The 18,766-nt window shown below is 72.2% G+C and carries 18 protein-coding genes; 10 read left to right on the plus strand and 8 right to left on the minus strand.

Annotated elements, in window-relative coordinates; translation table 11 throughout:
• Nucleotides 1–21 precede the first annotated feature (21 nt).
• From DEJ32_RS10850 to DEJ32_RS10865, 4 genes are all read left to right on the plus strand, one after another.
• Nucleotides 22–1,248: a PIG-L family deacetylase gene (locus DEJ32_RS10850; protein WP_110901302.1), complete on the plus strand. Its 1,227-nt coding sequence runs from the start codon at nucleotides 22–24 to the stop codon at nucleotides 1,246–1,248.
• 38 nt (nucleotides 1,249–1,286) lie between these two features.
• Nucleotides 1,287–1,601 carry a ferredoxin gene (fdxA, locus tag DEJ32_RS10855; protein ID WP_110823681.1) on the plus strand — a complete coding sequence of 105 codons (315 nt, stop codon included), beginning with the start codon at nucleotides 1,287–1,289 and terminating at the stop codon, nucleotides 1,599–1,601.
• Between the two features lie 5 nt (nucleotides 1,602–1,606).
• Nucleotides 1,607–2,725: a succinyldiaminopimelate transaminase gene (dapC, locus tag DEJ32_RS10860; RefSeq protein ID WP_110901303.1), complete on the plus strand. Its 1,119-nt coding sequence runs from the start codon at nucleotides 1,607–1,609 to the stop codon at nucleotides 2,723–2,725.
• A gap of 178 nt (nucleotides 2,726–2,903) precedes the next feature.
• Nucleotides 2,904–4,202: a citrate synthase gene (locus DEJ32_RS10865; RefSeq protein ID WP_110901304.1), complete on the plus strand. Its 1,299-nt coding sequence runs from the start codon at nucleotides 2,904–2,906 to the stop codon at nucleotides 4,200–4,202.
• A gap of 109 nt (nucleotides 4,203–4,311) precedes the next feature.
• On the opposite strand, the gene dapD is transcribed toward DEJ32_RS10865, so the two are convergent.
• Complete coding sequence (dapD, locus tag DEJ32_RS10870) at nucleotides 4,312–5,286, minus strand: 2,3,4,5-tetrahydropyridine-2,6-dicarboxylate N-succinyltransferase (RefSeq protein WP_110901305.1); 975 nt, start codon at nucleotides 5,284–5,286, stop codon at nucleotides 4,312–4,314.
• A 132-nt stretch (nucleotides 5,287–5,418) separates the two neighbouring features.
• On the opposite strand from dapD, the gene dapE reads away from it, so the two are divergent.
• From dapE to DEJ32_RS10885, 3 genes are all read left to right on the plus strand, one after another.
• Nucleotides 5,419–6,501, plus strand: a complete 1,083-nt coding sequence (dapE, locus tag DEJ32_RS10875) for a succinyl-diaminopimelate desuccinylase (protein WP_110901306.1) — start codon at nucleotides 5,419–5,421, stop codon at nucleotides 6,499–6,501.
• Nucleotides 6,498–7,745, plus strand: coding sequence for a hypothetical protein (locus DEJ32_RS10880; protein ID WP_258369013.1), 1,248 nt, complete (start codon nucleotides 6,498–6,500; stop codon nucleotides 7,743–7,745). The genes dapE and DEJ32_RS10880 overlap by 4 nt, the downstream gene beginning before the upstream one ends.
• A 106-nt stretch (nucleotides 7,746–7,851) precedes the next feature.
• Nucleotides 7,852–8,022, plus strand: a complete 171-nt coding sequence (locus DEJ32_RS10885; RefSeq protein WP_017887054.1) for a DUF3117 domain-containing protein — start codon at nucleotides 7,852–7,854, stop codon at nucleotides 8,020–8,022.
• A 229-nt stretch (nucleotides 8,023–8,251) separates the two neighbouring features.
• Here DEJ32_RS10885 and DEJ32_RS10890 read toward each other — a convergent pair whose 3' ends face one another.
• Nucleotides 8,252–8,884: an O-methyltransferase gene (locus DEJ32_RS10890; RefSeq protein WP_110823687.1), complete on the minus strand. Its 633-nt coding sequence runs from the start codon at nucleotides 8,882–8,884 to the stop codon at nucleotides 8,252–8,254.
• A gap of 63 nt (nucleotides 8,885–8,947) precedes the next feature.
• Here DEJ32_RS10890 and DEJ32_RS10895 point away from each other — a divergent pair, with 63 nt between their 5' ends.
• Complete coding sequence (locus tag DEJ32_RS10895) at nucleotides 8,948–9,319, plus strand: twin-arginine translocase TatA/TatE family subunit (protein ID WP_110890303.1); 372 nt, start codon at nucleotides 8,948–8,950, stop codon at nucleotides 9,317–9,319.
• 22 nt (nucleotides 9,320–9,341) lie between these two features.
• Here the strand turns inward: DEJ32_RS10895 and DEJ32_RS10900 are convergent, their stop codons facing one another.
• The 3 genes from DEJ32_RS10900 to DEJ32_RS10910 are packed head-to-tail and all read right to left on the minus strand — an operon-like array spanning nucleotide 9,342 to nucleotide 12,385.
• Nucleotides 9,342–10,502, minus strand: coding sequence for an Mrp/NBP35 family ATP-binding protein (locus tag DEJ32_RS10900; RefSeq protein ID WP_110901307.1), 1,161 nt, complete (start codon nucleotides 10,500–10,502; stop codon nucleotides 9,342–9,344).
• A complete protein-coding gene (locus DEJ32_RS10905) occupies nucleotides 10,495–11,007 on the minus strand; it encodes a DUF1003 domain-containing protein (protein WP_110823991.1) in 513 nt (170 codons plus the stop codon). The genes DEJ32_RS10900 and DEJ32_RS10905 overlap by 8 nt, the downstream gene beginning before the upstream one ends.
• A gap of 46 nt (nucleotides 11,008–11,053) precedes the next feature.
• Nucleotides 11,054–12,385, minus strand: a complete 1,332-nt coding sequence (locus DEJ32_RS10910; RefSeq protein ID WP_110823690.1) for a magnesium transporter MgtE N-terminal domain-containing protein — start codon at nucleotides 12,383–12,385, stop codon at nucleotides 11,054–11,056.
• Nucleotides 12,386–12,477: 92 nt separating this feature from the next.
• On the opposite strand from DEJ32_RS10910, the gene DEJ32_RS10915 reads away from it, so the two are divergent.
• The gene (locus DEJ32_RS10915; RefSeq protein WP_110901308.1) at nucleotides 12,478–13,776 is read left to right on the plus strand and encodes a general stress protein; all 1,299 of its coding nucleotides are present in this window, start codon (nucleotides 12,478–12,480) and stop codon (nucleotides 13,774–13,776) included.
• 300 nt (nucleotides 13,777–14,076) lie between these two features.
• Here DEJ32_RS10915 and DEJ32_RS10920 read toward each other — a convergent pair whose 3' ends face one another.
• Nucleotides 14,077–14,550 carry a GNAT family N-acetyltransferase gene (locus DEJ32_RS10920; RefSeq protein ID WP_220032820.1) on the minus strand — a complete coding sequence of 158 codons (474 nt, stop codon included), beginning with the start codon at nucleotides 14,548–14,550 and terminating at the stop codon, nucleotides 14,077–14,079.
• A gap of 10 nt (nucleotides 14,551–14,560) precedes the next feature.
• The gene (locus DEJ32_RS10925; protein ID WP_110901309.1) at nucleotides 14,561–16,045 is read right to left on the minus strand and encodes an aminopeptidase P family protein; all 1,485 of its coding nucleotides are present in this window, start codon (nucleotides 16,043–16,045) and stop codon (nucleotides 14,561–14,563) included.
• A gap of 176 nt (nucleotides 16,046–16,221) precedes the next feature.
• Here DEJ32_RS10925 and DEJ32_RS10930 point away from each other — a divergent pair, with 176 nt between their 5' ends.
• A complete protein-coding gene (locus DEJ32_RS10930; protein WP_110823693.1) occupies nucleotides 16,222–17,094 on the plus strand; it encodes a PHP domain-containing protein in 873 nt (290 codons plus the stop codon).
• Nucleotides 17,095–17,242: 148 nt separating this feature from the next.
• Here DEJ32_RS10930 and DEJ32_RS10935 read toward each other — a convergent pair whose 3' ends face one another.
• Nucleotides 17,243–18,766, minus strand: a complete 1,524-nt coding sequence (locus DEJ32_RS10935) for a DEAD/DEAH box helicase (RefSeq protein WP_110901343.1) — start codon at nucleotides 18,764–18,766, stop codon at nucleotides 17,243–17,245.

Below are 18,766 nucleotides of genomic sequence, written 5' to 3' on the forward strand. Positions count from 1 at the left end.
CTTCCCGTACGCTTGCAGGCGATGTCCACGGCACCGGCCACGCGCCCCGAACGCGTCCTCTTCGTCCACGCGCACCCCGACGACGAGACCCTGTCGTCCGGCGGGACCATCGCGACCCTGCTCGAGCTCGGCGCACACGTGACCGTGCTGACCGCCACCCGGGGGGAGCGCGGCGAGATGCTCACGGCGGAGCTCGCACCGCTCGCCGGCGACGGCCCACGCGTCGCCGCGCACCGCGAGACCGAGATCGCGGCGGCCCTCGCAGCCCTCGGCGGCCCGGCCCACCTGTGGCTCGGCGGCCCCGGTGCCCGGCCGACCGATCTCCCGACCCGCCGCTACACCGACTCGGGCATGCAGTGGGGGCCGGACGGCCGCGCGACCGCGGCCGGCGACGCACCGGAGGACTCCCTGACGCGCGCCGACCTGGGCGAGGTGGTCGACGACGTCCGTGCGGCGATCCGGTCGACCGGTGCCGACGCCGTGGTCACCTACGACGACGACGGTGGGTACGGACACCCCGACCACGTCCGCGTCCACGCCGCCGCCCGGTACGCCGCGCGCGCCGAGGAGGTCGCGTTCTCGATGATCGTCGACGCGGACTCCGGCCGCGCCGACGTCACGGTCGACGTCCTCCCGGTCCGCGGCAAGGTCCGGGCAGCGCTCGAGCAGTACCGCAGCCAGCTCACCGTGGACGCCGCCGATCCGCGCGAGCCCGGTGCGCTGTCGTACGTCCTGCCGCACGGAGCCCGGCAGGCCGTGCCCGCGCTGGAGGGCTTCCGGCACGACGTGCCCCCGGTCCCGACCGCGCCGCAGTCGTTCGCCGAGATGTCGGGCCCGGGCCGAGCCGCCGCACTCGTGGTCGCCGCGGCCGTCGGCCTGATCGTCGGCGGCCTCGGCACCGTCACCCACCAGCAGACCGTTCCCATCGGGTCGTGGAGCGCAGCACCGATCGGCATGGTCCTCACGATGCTGATCGTCATCGGCGTGGTCGTCGGCGTCCGCCTGCTGTACCGGTCGCGGCTGCTCGTCGCGGCCGTCGGGGTCGGCGTCATCCTCGCCACCCAGGTGCTCGTCGCCGTCGCCGGGACGAGTTCGCCCCTCGTCCTCGCGAACGCCGCCGGGTACGTCTGGACCTTCGGCCCCGCCGTCGTCGCGATGCTCGTGCTCGCCTGGCCCGACCTCTCCGGACTGCGCGCAGACCCGGCACGGCAGGCCGACCGGTCCGAGGTCGCAGCACCGCACGGGTAGACTCGCAGTCGCTCAACCCCGGAAGGGAGCACCCGCTCGTGACCTACGTGATCGCTCAGCCCTGTGTCGACGTGAAGGACCGCGCGTGCATCGACGAATGCCCCGTGGACTGCATCTACGAGGGTGACCGGTCGCTCTACATCCACCCGGACGAATGCGTCGACTGCGGTGCGTGTGAGCCGGTCTGCCCGGTCGAGGCCATCTACTACGAGGACGACCTCCCCGAGGAGTGGGCTGACTACTACAAGGCCAACGTCGAGTTCTTCTCCGAGATCGGCTCGCCCGGCGGAGCGGCCAAGGTCGGCGTGATCCACAAGGACCACCCGGTCGTCATGGCACAGCCCCGGGCCTGACACCCGTGGCGCTCGACCTCCCCGACTTCCCCTGGGACCAGCTCGCCCCGTACAAGCAGCGAGCGACGGCGTACGAGGGCGGCATCGTCGACCTCAGTGTCGGGTCGCCGGTCGACCCCACGCCCGAGGTCGTCCGTCGCGCACTCGCCGACGCGACCGACGCCCACGCCTACCCGCAGGTCGCCGGCACGCCCGCGCTCCGCGAGGCGATCGCGGCCTGGTACGGCCGTCGCCAGGGCGTCCGGCTCACCGCCGACCACGTCCTGCCGACCATCGGGTCGAAGGAGTTCATCGCCGGGCTCGCGCTCTGGATGGGACTCGGACCGGGTGACACGGTCGTCTTCCCCGAGGCCGCCTACCCGACCTACGAGCTCGGCGCCGCACTCGTCCGCGCCGACGCCCTGGCCGCCGACGACCCGGCATCGTGGCCGACCAGCACGAAGCTCGTCTGGCTGAACTCCCCGGGCAACCCGGACGGGCGGGTGCTCTCGATCGAGCAGCTCCGCGCCGCGGTCGCCCGCGCGCGGGAGCTCGGCGCCGTCATCGTCGGCGACGAGTGCTACGCCGAACTCGGCTGGGACGCCCCGTACGACACCGGACCCACCCCGACGATCCTCGACCCGCGCGTGGTCGGTGACTCGTTCGACGGCGTCCTCAGCGTGTACTCCCTCTCCAAGCAGTCGAACCTCGCCGGGTACCGCGCAGCCTTCGTCGCCGGGGATGCCGCACTGCTCGCCGACGTCCTCGCGATCCGCAAGCACACCGGCATGATGCCGCCGCTGCCCGTGCAGCAGGCGATGGTCGTCGCACTCGAGGACGAGACGCACGTGCAGCAACAGAAGGCTCGCTACCGCACCCGGCGGAACGTGCTCCGGACGGCATTCGAGCGGGCGGGGTTCCGCATCGACGCCAGCGGTGCCGGACTCTACCTCTGGGCCACGCGGGACGAGCCCGCCCTGGACACCGTCGCGTGGCTGGCCGACCGCGGCATCCTCGTCGCGCCCGGCACGTTCTACGGCGCTGCCGGTGCCCGTCACGTCCGCGTCGCCCTGACGGCGACGGACGACCGCATCGCCGCCGCTGCCCAGCGCCTCGCCAGCGCGGGTCGCATGGCGGGCGGCTGACGGGCCTCCCGGCCGGGATCGACCCACGGGCGGCGCGTCCGCGCAACCGTGGTTGCACACCAACCGACCGTCCCCGGGCTGTACCCGATCGACAGTCGCCGCCGTTAGGCTGTCCAGCGTGACTGACACTGCCAACGACGCTCAGAAGACGGCCACACCGCCCACGACGCCCATCCCGGTGAGCCCCGGTGCCGAACAGGCGACCGAGACGGCCACGCTGTCGTACCCGGGGGGTCAGGCGGAGTTCCCGATCCTGCAGAGCGTCGACGGCGCGTCCACGATCGACATCTCCTCGCTGAAGAAGCAGACCGGGCTGAACACGCTCGACTACGGCTTCGTCAACACCGGCTCGACGAAGAGCGCGATCACGTACATCGACGGCGACCAGGGGATCCTCCGCTACCGCGGGTACCCCATCGACCAGGTCGCGTCGAACTGCACGTTCCTCGAGGTCGCCTGGCTCCTCATCTACGGCGAGCTCCCGTCGCCGACCGAGCTCGAGGCGTTCGACAGCCGGATCCGCCGGCACACCCTGCTGCACGAGGACCTGCGCCGCCTCTTCGACGCGTTGCCGCACTCGGCCCACCCGATGTCCGTGCTCTCGAGCGCCGTCAGCGCCCTCTCGACGTACTACGAGGACGACATGGACGTCGACGACCCCGAGAAGGTCGAGCTGCAGACCGTCCGGCTCCTCGCGAAGCTGCCGGTCATCGCCGCGTACGCGCACAAGAAGGCGATCGGACAGGCCTTCCTGTACCCGGACAACTCGCTGTCGTTCGTCGACAACTTCCTCCGGCTCAACTTCGGCACCATGGCCGAGCCGTACCAGCCGGACCCGGTGCTCTCGAAGGCGCTCGACCGGCTGCTCATCCTGCACGAGGACCACGAGCAGAACGCCTCGACGGCGACGGTGCGGCTGGTCGGCTCGACGAAGGCGAACATGTTCGCGTCGATCTCCGCCGGCATCAACGCGCTCTACGGCCCGCTGCACGGCGGCGCGAACGAGGCCGTGCTCGAGATGCTCCAGCAGATCAAGGACTCGGGGGAGCCCGTCACCCGTTTCGTCGAGCGCGTGAAGAACAAGGAGCGCGGGGTGAAGCTCATGGGCTTCGGACACCGCGTGTACAAGAACTACGACCCCCGCGCGAAGCTCGTGAAGGAGTCCGCCGACGAGGTCCTCGAGGCGCTCGGCGTGCAGGACGACCTGCTCGACATCGCGAAGGAACTCGAGCAGATCGCGCTCGAGGACGAGTACTTCGTCAGCCGCAAGCTCTACCCGAACGTCGACTTCTACACCGGCATCATCTACAAGGCGATGGGGTTCCCGCCCCGGATGTTCACCGTCCTGTTCGCCATCGGTCGGCTGCCCGGGTGGATCGCCCAGTGGCGCGAGCTGAACAACGACCCGCTCAACAAGATCGGCCGCCCGCAGCAGCTGTACGTGGGGTACCCGGAGCGGCACCTGCCGCAGCGCTGACGCGCTGACGCACGGCCTGGAGGCCCGGAGCCGGTCTCGTCGACCGGCGCCGGGTCGGGACGCTCAGGGCGCGTCGGAGGACCCCGCCTCTGGCGCGGTCTCCTCGGTGTCAGGCGTGCAGCGCCGTGTTGAGCTGGATCCCCTCGCCCTTCCGCTGCAGCGCCTCGACCGCACCCGTGACGGAGTTGCGCCGGAACAGGACGTTCGGCGCGTCCGACAGCTCGGCGGCCTTCACGGTCCGGGGCGTGCCGTCCGGGCCCGGAGCCGCCCCGACCAGGACGACCTTCGTGCCCGCCGTGACGTACAGCCCCGCCTCGACGACGGAGTCGTCGCCGAGCGAGATGCCGAGGCCGGCGTTCGCGCCGAGCAGGGCACGGGCGCCGAGGCGGACACGGTGCGTCCCGCCGCCGGAGAGCGTGCCCATGATCGAGGCACCACCACCGATGTCGGTGCCGTCGCCGACGACGACGCCCTGGGAGACGCGGCCCTCGATCATCGCCTCGCCGAGGGTCCCGGCGTTGAAGTTCACGAAGCCCTCGTGCATCACGGTCGTGCCCGGTGCGAGGTGTGCGCCGAGCCGCACGCGGTTGGCGTCGCCGATGCGGACCCGGTCCGGGACGACGTAGTCCACGAGCCGGGGGAACTTGTCGATCGCGTGCACGGCGATGCCGGCGCGCTGCAGGGTCGGCCGGAGGCGGGTGAGCGTGTCGGGGTGCACCGGGCCGGCGTTCGTCCAGGCGACGATCGGCAGGTGCCCGAACACGCCGTCGAGGGAGACCTCGTTCGGCCGGACGTGCAGGTGGCTGAGCAGGTGGAGACGGAGGTAGGCGTCGGGCGTGCTCGTCGGGGCCTCGTCGATCACGATGTCGACGGTGACGACCTCGAGCCGGACCTCGCGGCGCGGGTCCTCGCCCGCGGCGGCCTGCAGACCGGCCGGCACCGCTGCGTCGGCCGGCCGCTCACCGAGGTGCGTCTCCGGGAACCAGGTGTCGAGGACGGTGCCGTCGGCGGCGATCGTCGCGAGGCCGTGGCCCCAAGCAGAGGTCGGGCGGGCGTCGGCGGACGTGTCGGTCGTGTCGGTCACCGCACCAGGGTACCGAGGCGCCGGACCCGACTCCCGGACCGGCCGGACGGACGTTGCGGGGTCGGGGCGGGCCTCCCGGCCGGGCTGCGACCGCGGCAGCGGGACGACAGGGCCGGCGGATAAGGTGACCGCATGCCGCAGCCGCTCGACCTCAGTGCCTCGTCCATCGACATCACCCGCGCCATCTGCGACATCGAATCGGTGTCCGGGAACGAGGGTGCGCTCGCCGACGCGATCGAGGCCGCCCTCGCCCCGCTCGCGCACCTCGACGTGGTGCGCGACGGGGACGCGATCGTGGCGCGGACGGACCTCGGTCGGGAGCGCCGGGTCGTCATCGCGGGGCACATCGACACCGTGCCGCTCAACGACAACCTGCCGACCGAGTTCCGCACCACCGAGGACGGCACCGAGATCCTCTGGGGTCGCGGGACGGTCGACATGAAGGCCGGTTGCGCGGTGCAGCTCAAGCTCGCGGTGGACCTCGTCGCGCCGAACGTCGACGTCACCTGGGTCTTCTACGACCACGAGGAGGTCAGCGACGCGCTGAACGGCCTCGGTCGTCTGGCCCGTACCCGACCCGAGCTCCTGGCCGGCGACTTCGCGATCCTGGGCGAACCCTCGGGAGCGCAGATCGAGGGCGGCTGCAACGGCAACCTCCGGGCCGAGATCCGCACCTCCGGGAAGCGCTCGCACAGCGCCCGGAGCTGGATCGGCGACAACGCCATCCACAAGACCGCCCCGATCCTCGCGACCCTCGCGGCGTACGAGCCCCGGACCGTGACGGTCGACGGGCTCGAGTACCGCGAGGGCCTCAACGCCGTGGGCATCTCGGGCGGGATCGCCGGCAACGTCATCCCGGACGAGGCGATGGTCCACGTCAACTACCGCTTCGCGCCGTCCCGCTCCGCCGACGAGGCCGTCGCGCACATCCGCGAGCTCTTCGACGGGTACGACGTGACGATCGTCGACCTCGCCGCTGGAGCCCGCCCGGGTCTCGACGCGCCGCTCGCCCAGCAGTTCGTCGCGGCCGTCGGCGGACCGGCCCCGCGCCCCAAGTACGGCTGGACGGACGTCGCCCGCTTCTCCGCGCTCGGCGTCCCCGCGGTCAACTACGGCCCCGGTGAGCCCGTCTTCGCACACCACGACGACGAGCAGGTCCCCGTCGCCCAGATCACGGCCGTCGAGGACGGACTGCGGCGGTGGCTGACGGCGTGACCACCGCCTCCACGGCCGTGCCCCGTCCGCGGGCGTCGAGGGCGGCACTGACGTGGGTCGTCGTCCGGTGGCGGCTCGTCCCGTGGTGGCTGCGCATCACGGTCGTCTACACCCTCTCGCGGGTCCTGACGACGGTGATGATGTCCGGCTTCGCCCGGATCCAGGCGGCGAACTCGTTCACCGTGCAGAACCCGACGTACCTGTCGTTCGCCTCGATCTGGGACGGCGCCTGGTACCGGGTGATCGCCGCGAGCGGGTACCCGTCGACCCTGCCCGTCGACGCCGCGGGACACGTGACGGAGAACGCGTGGGCGTTCATGCCCGCGTACCCGTTCACGGTCCGGGCGCTGATGGCCCTGACCGGAGCGTCCTTCGAGTTCGTCGCCGTGTGGGTCTCCCTGCTCTCCGGCTGGGGTGCCGCGCTGGTGTTCCGCCGGCTGATGGGCCGGTTCCTCGACCCGACCCGCGCGACCTTCGCCACCGTGCTGTTCTGCGTCGCGCCGGTCTCCGTCGTGTTCCAGGTCGCCTACGCCGAGGCGATGGGGGTCCTGCTGCTGCTCGTCGCCCTGCTGCTCCTGGTGCAACGGCGGTTCTGGGCGATGCTGCCCGTCGTCCTGCTGCTCGGGATGACCCGGCCGACCGGGCTCGCCTTCGCGCTCCTCATGGTCCTGTTCGTGCTCGTCGGGGTCCTCCGACCGGCCTGGCTGCGGATGCCGGAGCGACTGACCCTCCGCACCGCGGTCGCACCGGCCACGGTCGCGGTGGTCTCCGGACTCGTCGGGCTCGCCTGGCCCGCGGTCGCCTGGGCGGTCACCGGTGTCCCGAGGGCCTACACCGACACCGAGCTCGCCTGGCGGTCGTCGTACATCGGTTGGGGCGAGCTCGTCCCGTTCACCCCGTGGGTGCAGGGCTTCGGGTGGTGGTTCCACCAGCCGGCGGGGGCGATCCTGTTGGTCGCGGTGCTCCTGGGGTTCGCCGCCGTCGTCTTCCAGCCCGCCGCCCGGCGCATCGGCCTCGAGCTGCGGCTCTGGGGCGTCGCGTACCTCGTGTACCTGCTCGCGGTGTTCTTCCCACAGTCGAGCACGTGGCGGATCCTGCTCCCGATCGCACCCCTGCTCGGCGTCGTCGCACTGCCACGGTCGCGGGTCTACCGGGTCGCGCTCGTGGTCCTCGCGGTCGTGCTGCAGTGGACCTGGCTGTACTTCTGCTGGTGGGTCGACGGGTACGACTGGACCCCACCGTGACGCCCTGACCCGTCCGCTCGGAGCACCCCCGACCGGGGCGGTTTCGCAGTCGCGCCTGTCTACGGGATAATGGCCCCTGTTCGTACTGCACGAAAGGGGACATCTGATGGCAGCGATGAAGCCGAGGACCGGCGACGGGCCGATGGAGGCTGTCAAGGAGGGTCGACTCATCATCGTGCGGGTTCCGCTCGAGGGTGGAGGCCGCCTGGTGGTCTCGGTCAACGACGCCGAGGCCAAGGAACTCCACGACGCACTGGCAGAGGTCGTCTCGGCCTAGTACGTCGACGCACCACCACGGAAGGCCCGGGACGCGTACGTCCCGGGCCTTCCGTGCATCCGGGCCTGCCGCTGAGCGGGCCTCCGGCAACGCCCCGGCGCCCGGCCCGAGACGCGGTACCACGACCCTGCAGGACCCGGGACGGTACCTGCGGCACCTGGAGTGAGGCGGCCTCTCGGCCGACGGACCGACCCGACTGACCGGATCAGACCGAGCGATGCCGACCGCGTCAGGCCGTGAGCTTCGTCATCTGCAGCAGCCCGTCGCCCGCGGGGGAGAGGGCGCTGCGGACGGCGCCGGAGGTGGAGACCTCGGTGAGCAGCAGGCGGAAGTCCGTCGTCGCCCGGTCGCGCTTGACCGGGTCGGCGACCTTGCCGCGCCACAGTGCGTGCGGGACGAGCACGGTACCGCCGGTCTTCGCCAGGCGCAGGCCGTGCTCGACGTACTCGATGACGTGCTCCGGGTCCGCGTCGATGAGCACGACGTCGTAGCTGGCGTCGTTCATGCGCGGCAGCACCTGAGCGGCACGACCCGGGATGAGCCGGACCCGACCCGGCGCGGTGCCGGCGGCGATGAACGCGTCCCGGGCGTACTGCTGGTGGTCGATCTCGACGTCGATCGTCGTCAGCGTGGCATCGGGCGCGCCCGCGAGCAGGTACAGCCCGGACACGCCGAGACCCGTCCCGATCTCGATGATGCTCGTCGCCCGGGACGCCGCGGCGATGACGCTCATCTGCGCACCGATCGCCGGGGAGACCGGTTCCACCCCGAGCTCGAGGGAGTGCTCACGCGCACGGGCGACACCATCGGGTTCGGAGACGATGTCCTCCGCGAACTTCCAGTTCGAGTCTTTCTCTGACACGCACACTCCTCGTCGGTCAACTCTACGGGTGACTCGCCGGGTCCACGCGTTAGGCTCGCTCCCGTGAACATCCAGCTCGACAAGATCCTGATCATCGGGATCATCGCCGTGCTGTTGCTCGGGCCGCAGCGGCTGCCCGTGTACGCCCAGAAGCTCGCCGAGTTCGTGAAGGCCGTCCGCCGGTTCGCGGACAGCGCCAAGGAGCGGATGCGCGAGGAGATGGGCCCCGACTTCGACGACGTGGACTGGCAGAAGCTCGACCCGCGTCAGTACGACCCGCGCCGGATCATCCGGGACGCCCTGCTCGACTCGCCCTCGTCCGGCGCCGAGACAGCGACGGCGGCGACCGTCACCGCCGCGAAGGTGCGGGCACCGGCGCCGGTCGTGCCACTGGCTGCGGGCGAGCCCGCGCCGTTCGACGTCGAAGCGACCTGACCCGGACCTCGTCCGTCGTCGCTCAGGACAGCGACAGGCCGAGCTTCCGGCCGGCGAGTCCCCGACCCATCGCGGTGAGCCGGTCGGCCACCGCGTCGAGCGCGACCGCCGCGGGGTCCGACGGGTCACCGAGGACGACCGGGAGGCCCGCATCGCCGCCGGCACGCAGCGGCACCGAGAGCGGGACCCGGCCGAGCACCGGCACGGGGGCGTCCTGACCGCGGGACAGTCGTCGGGCGGTCTCGTCGCCGCCGCCCTCGCCGAACAGGTGCAGCACGCTGCCGTCGGGCTGCACGAGCCCCGCCATGTTCTCGACGACGCCGATGACCTTCTGCCCGGTCTGCCGCGCAACGATCCCGCTCCGCTCGGCGACGTCCGCCGCGGCCGCCTGCGGGGTGGTCACGACGAGCACCTCGGCGTGGGGGAGCAGCTGGCCGACGGAGATCGCCACGTCGCCGGTGCCGGGCGGCATGTCGAGCAGGAGCACGTCGAGGTCGCCGAACCACACGTCGGACAGGAACTGGTTCACTGTCCGGTGCAGCATCGGCCCGCGCCAGGAGACCGCGGTCGAGACGTCGTCGACGAACATCCCGATCGAGACGACCTTCACCTCGTGGGCGACCGGCGGCAGGATCATGCTGTCGACGCGGGTCGGCCGCGGGGCGACGCCGTGCTCGTCGGTGAGCCCCATGAGCCCCGGGATGCTGAAGCCGTGCACGTCGACGTCGACGATGCCGACCCGCTGCCCCCGACGCGCGAGCGCCGCCGCCAGGTTCGCCGTCACGGTGGACTTGCCGACGCCGCCCTTGCCGCTCGTCACCGCGATGACGCGGGTCAACGAGTCCGGGGTGAACTGGACGCCCTGGGGACGACCCTCGCGCAGCCGCTCCGTGAGGGCGCGACGCACGGCGGGGTCCATCACGGACACGTCGACGTCGACCGCCGCGACCCCCGCCACGGAACCGGCGGCGGCGCGGACGTCCCGCTCGATGGTGTCGGCGGCCGGGCACCCGACGATCGTGAGCTGCAGGTCGACGCGCACCGAGCCTCCCGGCTGGACGTCGACGCCCCGGATCATGTCGAGCTCGGTGACGGGCCGGCGGATCTCGGGGTCGAGGACACGGCCGAGCGCAGCGAGGACCGCGGCGCCGAGCTGGTCCTGCGCGGTGGCGCCGTCAGCCACGCGTCACCGAACGCTCGTGGCCGCGGTCGTCCAGGTCGTCGAGGTCCTCGGGGTCGCCGTCGCGGCGGTCCAGCTCCTCGAGCAGGGAGCGGAGCTCGGCACGGATGAAGTCCTTCGACGCCATGTCCCGCATCGCCAGGCGGAGGGCGACGACCTCGCGGGCGAGGTACTCGGTGTCCGCGAGGTTGCGCTCCGCCCGCTGCCGGTCCTGCTCGAACTGCACGCGGTCCCGGTCGTCCTGCCGGTTCTGCGCGAGCAGGATGAGCGGCGCCGCGTACGAGGCCTGCAACGACAGCACCAGGGTCAGCGCGGTGAAGCCGATCGCCGCCGAGTCGAACTGCCACGACTTCGGCGACAACGTGTTCCACCCCATCCAGAGCACGCAGAACAGGGTCAGCCCGATCAGGAACCAGGGCGTGCCCATCGCACGGGCGATGCCCTCGGTGGCGCGACCGAACGCGTCGCCGCGTCCGCGTCGGCGGGTGGGCAGCACACGCGTGCGCATGCCCTTCGGGGAGTCGAGGCGTTCCTCGGGCCGCTCCCGGCGGTTCTCATCTGGGCGTGCCACGATTCGTCCTCCTTCCCGAGGGGATCGCCGTGCGGCGGGTGCGGGTCCGTGGTCGCGACGCGGCGCCGGGGTTGGCGTCGGCCGCGTCCTGACTCCGCCAGTCGTCCGGGAGGACGTGGTCGAGGACGTCGTCGATGGTCACCACCCCGACGAGTCGGTGGGCGTCGTCGACCACGGGGACGGACAGGAGGTTGTAGGTCGCCATCACCCGTGTGACCTCGGCCGCGCTCGCGTCGACCTCCACCGGCTCGGTCTGCTGGTCGATGAGGGTGCCGAGGCGTTCGTTCGGCGGGTACCGGAGCATGCGCTGGAAGTGCACGAGCCCGAGGAACCGTCCGGTCGGCGGCTCGTACGGCGGGAGCGTGACGCACACCGCGGCGCCGAGCACCGGGGCGAGCTCGTGCCGACGGACCAGGGCCAGGCCCTCGGCCACGGTCGAGTCCGCGGACAGGATCACCGGCTCGGTCGTCATGAGACCACCGGCGGTGTCCGGCTCGTACTCGAGCAGCATGCGGACGTCCTGCGCCTCCTCCGGCTCCATGAGCTCGAGGAGGGCTTCGCTGCGCTCGTCGGGCAGCTGGGCGAGGAGGTCCGCCGCGTCGTCCGGCTGCATCTGGTCGAGGACGTCGGCGGCACGGGCGTCCCGGAGCGCGGACAGGATCTCGATCCGCTCCTGGTCCGGCATCTCCTCGAGCACGTCCGCGAGGCGGTTGTCCGGCAGCTCCTCGGCCACCTCGAAGCGGCGCTCGGACGGCAGGTCGAGCAGGGTCGACGCCAGGTCGGCGGGCACCAGGTCGGAGTAGGCGGCGATGACGTGCTCGGCGGACTGGGACTCGCCGGGGAGCTCGTCCTCGGTGACCTCGTTCCAGGTCGCGAACGTCGTCGGGCCCTTGCCGAACGGCGACGGCGTGGTCTTCGGCTTGCGGAGGAAGAGCTGCGCGATCGACCAGTCGCCCTGCCCGTGGTCCTCGATCGCCACGTCCTCGATCGTCGCCCGGATCTGCTCCTTCTTGATGAGGACCTTGCGGCCGAGGATCTCCGCGATCACCCGGACCTCACCACCGCGCTGCTCGAAGCGGCGCATGTTGACGAGCCCGGTCGTGATGACCTGCCCGGCGCCGATCGAGGTGATCCGGCCGATGCTGACGAAGATGCGGCGCTTGCCGGGGACCTCGACGATCAACCCGACGACCTGTGGGGCGTCGACGCGGCGGTACACGACGAGGACGTCACGCACCCTGCCGACACGGTCGCCCGCGGGGTCGAAGACGGAGCACCCGGCGAGGCGGGCGACGAAGACCTTCGAGGCGCTCACCCGTCCAGCGTAGTCGCTCGCCCGGGCGTGCTCGCCGCCCCTTCCCTGGTGGTTCTCGTGTGATCGCAAGGACTCCGGTGGATGATGACTGGGTGAGTACTCAGAGCCCCTTCGGCGGCCGCACGGCACAGGCGTTCCCCACCCTGCCGCGCGGTGACGTCCTCGGCACCTACGACAGCTACCCCGAAGCACAGCGCGTGGTCGCGAAGCTCGCGGAGTCGGACTTCCCGGTCGCGAAGCTGTCCATCGTCGGCAACGACCTCAAGACCGTCGAGCGCGTGACCGGCAAGATGACCTACGGACGAGCAGCACTCGCGGGCGCACTGTCCGGGCTCTGGCTCGGGTTCTTCTTCGGCATCGTGCTGACGCTCTTCTCGCCGCAGGCCGGCGGGCTCTTCCTCCCCGCCGCCGTCATCGGTGCCGGGTTCGGCATGCTCTACGGCATCGTCTCGTTCGCGATCACCAAGCGACAGCGGGACTTCACGAGCATCCACCAGGTGCTCGCCACCACGTACCAGATCGTCGTCGACCCGCAGCTGTCCGGTCAGGCGCAGCGGATCCTCGGCCAGGGCGGTGCGATCCAGCACACGTCGTGGGACCAGCCGAACGCCGGCGGGTACGGCGGACAGCCGGGACCCGGGCAGAAGGGGCAGGACCAGCTCGGGCAGCGCCCGGGACAGCAGCAGTGGCGTCCGGGGCCCGGTGGGGTGCCGCCGCAGCAGGGGCAGTACGGTCAGCCGGGGCAGTACGGTGCGGGCCAGCCGGGCGCAGGTCAGCCGGGACAGTACGGTCAGCCGGGACCGTACGGTCAGCCGGGCGGGGGCGCGGGCGCGGGCCAGCCGCCGCAGTACGGTCAGCCGGGCGCCGGCCAGCCGGGCCAGTACGGCCAGCCGAGCCAGCAGCAGTGGCGCCCGGGCGGTGCGCCGCAGGGCTCGCCCTACGGTGGGCACGCCACCCCGCACCAGCCGGGAGGCCCGGCGCAGTCCGGCGGCCCGGCTCGGCCCGGCGACTCGGCTCAGCAGCAGGGCGGGGACGGGTCATCGCGGCCGGACGACACCCGCGGACAGGCGCAGGCCGGGCCGCGGTACGGCACGAACGACGGGCCGCGGTACGGCACGAACGACGGCGGTGCCCGGACGGCGCCGACCGGTGACCCTGCCCCCGGGGCCGGCCAGCGCTCCACCGCACCGCGGTACGGCACGAACGAGGGCGCTGCCCGCACGCCGGACGCCGACGCGACCGCTGACCAGACGCAGCGTCCGTCAGCGGCGACCCGCAGCTACGGCACGAGCGACGGCCCGCGGTACGGCGAGCAGGCCCCGGCGCCGTCGGACACGGACGGCGCCGCGGACGACACGAACCGGCGCGAGGACGACGACAGCCGCGCGTGAGCGGTCCCGCTCCGGACGGTGCCACCGTCGGGAGTGAGCGGACGACGACGGGCTCCTGGCCGGTGCTGCACCGACCGGGAGCCCGTCGTCGTGTCCGGTGTCGCGCATGAGCGGTCGCGGCCCGCTGGGCGCGGCCCGCTGGGCGCGGCCGCTGGGCGCGGCCCGCGGGCTGGTCCGGACTGGCGGGCTGGTCCGGCCTGGCGGGCTGGTCCGACCCGGCGGGCTGGTCCGACCCGGCTGGCGGGTCGGGCTCGGCGGACTGGTGCGGCCTCGCTCGCCGTGTCGGCGGAGCGTGTGGGCTCAGAGGATCTTCGAGAAGCAGACCGACCGGGCTGCGCCGACGTACGGTCCGAAGTTCGCGATCCGTCGGAAGCCCTCGCGCTCGTAGAACCGGATGGCGCCCTTCTGCTCCGTACCGGTCTCGAGGACGAGCGCCGGTGAGCCGAGGTCGAGCGCCGCTTCCTCCAGCCGACGCAGGATCAACGCGGCGACGCCGGAGCCGCGGGACTCGGTCCGGACGTACATGCGCTTGACCTCCGCGATGCCGTCGTCGACCAGTCGCAGCCCGCCGCACCCGACCGGGGTGCCCGCCTCGTCGCGCGCCACGAAGAACACCGCGATCGAGTCGGCCGTCGGCTTGGGGCCCGGCTCGGTGTCCGCCCCGTACGTGCTGTCGATCTCGATGCGCTGGGCCGCTCGCAGCCGCTGGGCGTCGGGCGAGTCGAAGTGCTCGACGTCGATCAGGAAGGTGCCCGAGGGGGCTTCAGCGCTCACGAGGCCCAGGCTAGCGCGCGGACCTCGCGATCCACCCCTCCACTTCCGAGGGGGTCCGGGGGATGTGCACCGACAGGTTCTCGGCGCCGTCCTCGGTCACCAGGATGTCGTCCTCGATCCGGACACCGATCCCACGGAACTCCTCCGGGACGGTCAGGTCGTCCTGCTGGAAGTACAGGCCGGGCTCGATCGTGAACACCATGCCGGGCTGCACGATGCCGTCCAGGTACATCTCCCGGCGGGCCTTCGCGCAGTCGTGCACGTCGAGGCCGAGGTGGTGGCTCGTGCCGTGCACCATGTAGCGGCGGTGGAACTGGTTGTCCGGCTGCAGGGACTCCTCGGCGGAGACCGGCAGGAAGCCCCACTCGGCGGTCTTGCGCGCGATGACCTCCATCGCGGTCGCGTGCACCTGCCGGAACGTGATGCCCGGCTCCACGATCGCGAACGCGGCGTCGGCGGCCTCGAGCACGGCCTCGTACACCATGCGCTGCACGGGTGAGAACGTGCCGCTGACCGGCAGGGTACGGGTGATGTCCGCCGTGTAGAACGAGTCGACCTCGACCCCGGCGTCGATGAGGATCAGGTCGCCGGGCTGTACGGCACCGTCGTTCCGGGTCCAGTGCAGGATGCAGGCGTGGTGGCCCGCGGCGGCGATGGTGTCGTAGCCGACCGTGTTGCCGTCGGCACGGGCGCGACGGTTGAACGTGCCCTCGACGATGCGCTCGCCGCGGGGGTGTGCGAGCACGGCGTCGAAGTCCGCGATGACGTCGTCGAAGCCGTGGCGGGTCGCGTCGACGGCCTTGCGCAGCTCGTGTACCTCGTAGGCGTCCTTCACGAGGCGGAGTTCGGACAGGTCGCGGGACAGGACGTCGTCCGTCGCGGGCGCACCGTCCTGCTCCGGCGCGCCTCCGACCGTGGTGCCGAGGCGCTCGTCGAGTGCGCGGGTGAACCCGGGGTCGGCGTCGCGGACCACGAGTACGGAGGCGTCGAGCCCGGCGAGTGCGGCGTCGAGCGCACCGAGGTCCGCCGTGGCGACACCGAGGTCCGCGGCGACCTCGGCCAGGGAGGGGCGCGGTCCGACCCAGAACTCGCCGATCTCCGGGTTCGCGTAGAACTCCTCGGAGTCACGGCCGGCCGTGGCGCGGAAGTACAGGGTGGCGTCGTGGCCGTCGCCGTTCGGCGTCAGGACGAGCACGGAGCCGACGACGGTGTCGGTGCCCCAGCCGGTCAGGTGGGCGAACGTCGAGTGCGGGCGGAACGGGTAGTCACAGTCGTTCGAGCGGACCTTCGCCTGGCCGGCGGGCACCACGATCGTCCGACCGGGGTGCAGTCCGGAGAGCCGGGCGCGACGCGCGGCGGCGAAGGCGGACTGCTCGCGCGGGGCCGGCAGCGGGCGCTCACGCTCGGCCCAGTTCGCAGCGATGTGGTCCTTGAAGACGGACGAGCCGGGGGTGGTGGAGCGGTTGCTCGTCGCGCGGGGAGTGGTGTCGGCCATGTCCCCATCATCGCACCGCTGCACCGAGCGGGGTCCGGCAGCGCAGTCCGGAACCGCAGGGACCCGCTACGGGGTCGCAGCCGTGCGGTGGTGCGAGCGCAGCGCGAGGAACGGCGCGCGGGGAGGGGCTGTGAACGGCGTCCGACCGGCCGTCGACGTGTCGGTAGCATTGCCGCGTGCCTGATCCGTTCATCGACCTGCACGCTCACTCGAGCGTCTCCGACGGCACCGAGCGCCCGGCCGACCTCGTCCGCGCGGCGGCGGCGAGCGGACTCGACGGTGTCGCCCTGACCGACCACGACACCACGGCCGGGTGGCACGAGGCCGCCGAGGCGGTCCGGCAGCTGCCGATGACCCTGGTGCCCGGGCTCGAGCTCAGTACGCGCATCGGATGGCGGAGCGTGCACGTGCTCGGCTACCTGGTGGACCCGGCGGATCCCGGACTCGCGGCCGAGACCACCGCGATCCGTGACGGCCGCCTCACCCGTGCCCGCAGCATGGTCGACGCCATCGGCCGCGACCACCCGGTCACCTGGGACGACGTCCTGGCGGAGTCGAGCGAGGGGGCGACGATCGGACGTCCGCACATCGCCGACGCCCTGGTCCGACTCGGCCTGGAGCCCGATCGCAGCGCAGCGTTCCGCGGCATCCTGCACCCCTCCTCCGGCTACTACCAGCCGCACGACGCCCCGACCCCGCTCCGTGGCGTCGAGCTCATCCGTGCCGCCGGCGGTGTGCCCGTCATCGCGCACCCGGCTGCGTCATCGCGGGGGATCGTGATCGACGAGCCGATGCTCCGCGAGCTCGTCGACGCGGGCCTCGGCGGACTCGAGGTCGACCACCGCGAGAACAGCGCGGACGGCAAGCGGACGCTCCTGGACTGGACCGGTCGGTACGGCCTGTTCGTCACGGGTTCGAGCGACTACCACGGCGAGGGCAAGCCGAACCGACTCGGCGAGCACCGCACGGCCCGACGCTCCTTCGACGCGATCGTCGACCAGGCGACCGGCAGTGCGCCCGTCGTCGGGCCCGGATCCCGCCTGTCCTGACCGTCGGCCGGTCCGTCGGACCAGGCTCGGGCCTCCCGTCCTCGTGGAGCGGGGGCGGCCGGTGCGGCGTCGGCGCCGGGCTGCGTCCCGGACCCGGGGACGACGAAGGCCCCGTCACGCTCGTGACGGGGCCTTCGGCCTGGAGGCGCTACTCGCCGTCCGTGGAACCCTGCGGTGCCGAGGCGGTCGCCTCGGACGAGCCGGTGCCGCCACGACGTCGGCGGCGGCGACGGCGCTTCTGGGCGCCGTCGGCGGTCTCGTCACCCGCGGGGGAGGCGGGGGCGGACGCACCGCTCGGGGCAGTGGCTTCCGCTACGGGAGCGGAACGCTCCGGTCGGTCTGCCGAGGTGCGGCGCGAGCCGGACTCCTCGGAGCCCGACGACCGGGTGCGGCTGCGTGACCGCGAACCGCCGGCGCTGCCGGAGGCGGAACCCGAGCGACCTCCGGACGCCGGCTTCTCGCTTCCGGCGGTCGCTGCGCGCGGCGAGGTGCCGGGCAGGCGACCCTTCGTGCCGGCCGGGATGTCGAGGTCGGTGAAGAGGTGCGGCGACGACGAGTACGTCTCGACGGGCTCGGGGATGCCGAACTCGAGCGCCTTGTCGATGAGCGTCCACTTGTGCAGGTCGTCCCAGTCCACGAACGTGACCGCGATGCCCGTCTTGCCGGCACGGCCGGTGCGACCGGCGCGGTGCAGGTACGTGTCCGGGTCGTCCGGGATCGTGTGGTTGATCACGTGCGTGACGTCGTCGACGTCGATGCCACGGGCGGCGACGTCGGTGGCGATGAGGACGTCGCGCTTGCCGGCCTTGAAGGCGGCCATCGCGCGCTCGCGCTGCTCCTGGTTGAGGTCACCGTGGACGGCGGCGGCGTTGAACCCGCGGTCCTTCAGCTCCTCGACGATGCGGGCGGCGGCGCGCTTGGTCCGCGTGAAGATGACGGTCTTGCCGCGGCCCTCGGCCTGGAGGATACGGGCGATGACCTCGTCCTTGTCCAGGGAGTGCGCGCGGTAGATGACGTGCTTGATGTTCGCCTGCATCAGACCCTCGTCGGGGTCCGTCGCGCGGATGTGCACCGGACGCGACATGAAGCGGCGTGCGAGGGCGACGATCGGGGCGGGCATCGTGGCCGAGAAGAGCATCGTGTGCCGGACGGCCGGGACCGCCTGGAAGATCCGCTCGATGTCGGACAGGAAGCCGAGGTCGAGCATGCGGTCGGCCTCGTCGAGGACGATCTCCTGCACGTGCGACAGGTCGAGGAGACGCTGCCGGTGCAGGTCGATGAGTCGACCGGGCGTGCCGACGACGATCTGGGCGCCGGCCTTGAGCTGCTCGACCTGGCCCTCGTACGCCTTGCCGCCGTAGATCGACACGAGCTTCGTGGGGCGGTTGACCATCGCGGACTCGAGGTCCTCGCTCACCTGCACGGCGAGTTCGCGGGTGGGGACGACGACGAGCGCCTTCACCCCCGGCCCGGGGTCGGCGCCGATGCGCTGGATCAGTGGCAGGCCGAACCCGAAGGTCTTGCCGGTGCCGGTCTTGGCCTGACCGATGATGTCCTGGCCGGTCAGGGCGAGCGGGATCGTCTGCTGCTGGATCGGGAAGGGCTCGATGATGCCCTTGCTCGCGAGCGCATCGACGATGTCCTGCTCGATCTGGAGTTCTGAGAAAGTCAA

It is taken from the genome of Curtobacterium sp. MCPF17_046, from assembly GCF_003224295.1.
Lineage (GTDB): Bacteria > Actinomycetota > Actinomycetes > Actinomycetales > Microbacteriaceae > Curtobacterium.

Bases quoted from the DNA above. Each gene is read 5' to 3' on its own strand.
- DEJ32_RS10850 (WP_110901302.1), top strand. From the start codon at position 22: ATGTCCACGGCACCGGCCACGCGCCCCGAACGCGTCCTCTTCGTCCAC.
- dapE (WP_110901306.1), top strand. From the start codon at position 5,419: ATGCCGCAGCCGCTCGACCTCAGTGCCTCGTCCATCGACATCACCCGC.
- DEJ32_RS10905 (WP_110823991.1), bottom strand. From the start codon at position 11,007: ATGCGCACGCGTGTGCTGCCCACCCGCCGACGCGGACGCGGCGACGCG.
- DEJ32_RS10885 (WP_017887054.1), top strand. From the start codon at position 7,852: ATGGCAGCGATGAAGCCGAGGACCGGCGACGGGCCGATGGAGGCTGTC.
- DEJ32_RS10925 (WP_110901309.1), bottom strand. From the start codon at position 16,045: ATGGCCGACACCACTCCCCGCGCGACGAGCAACCGCTCCACCACCCCC.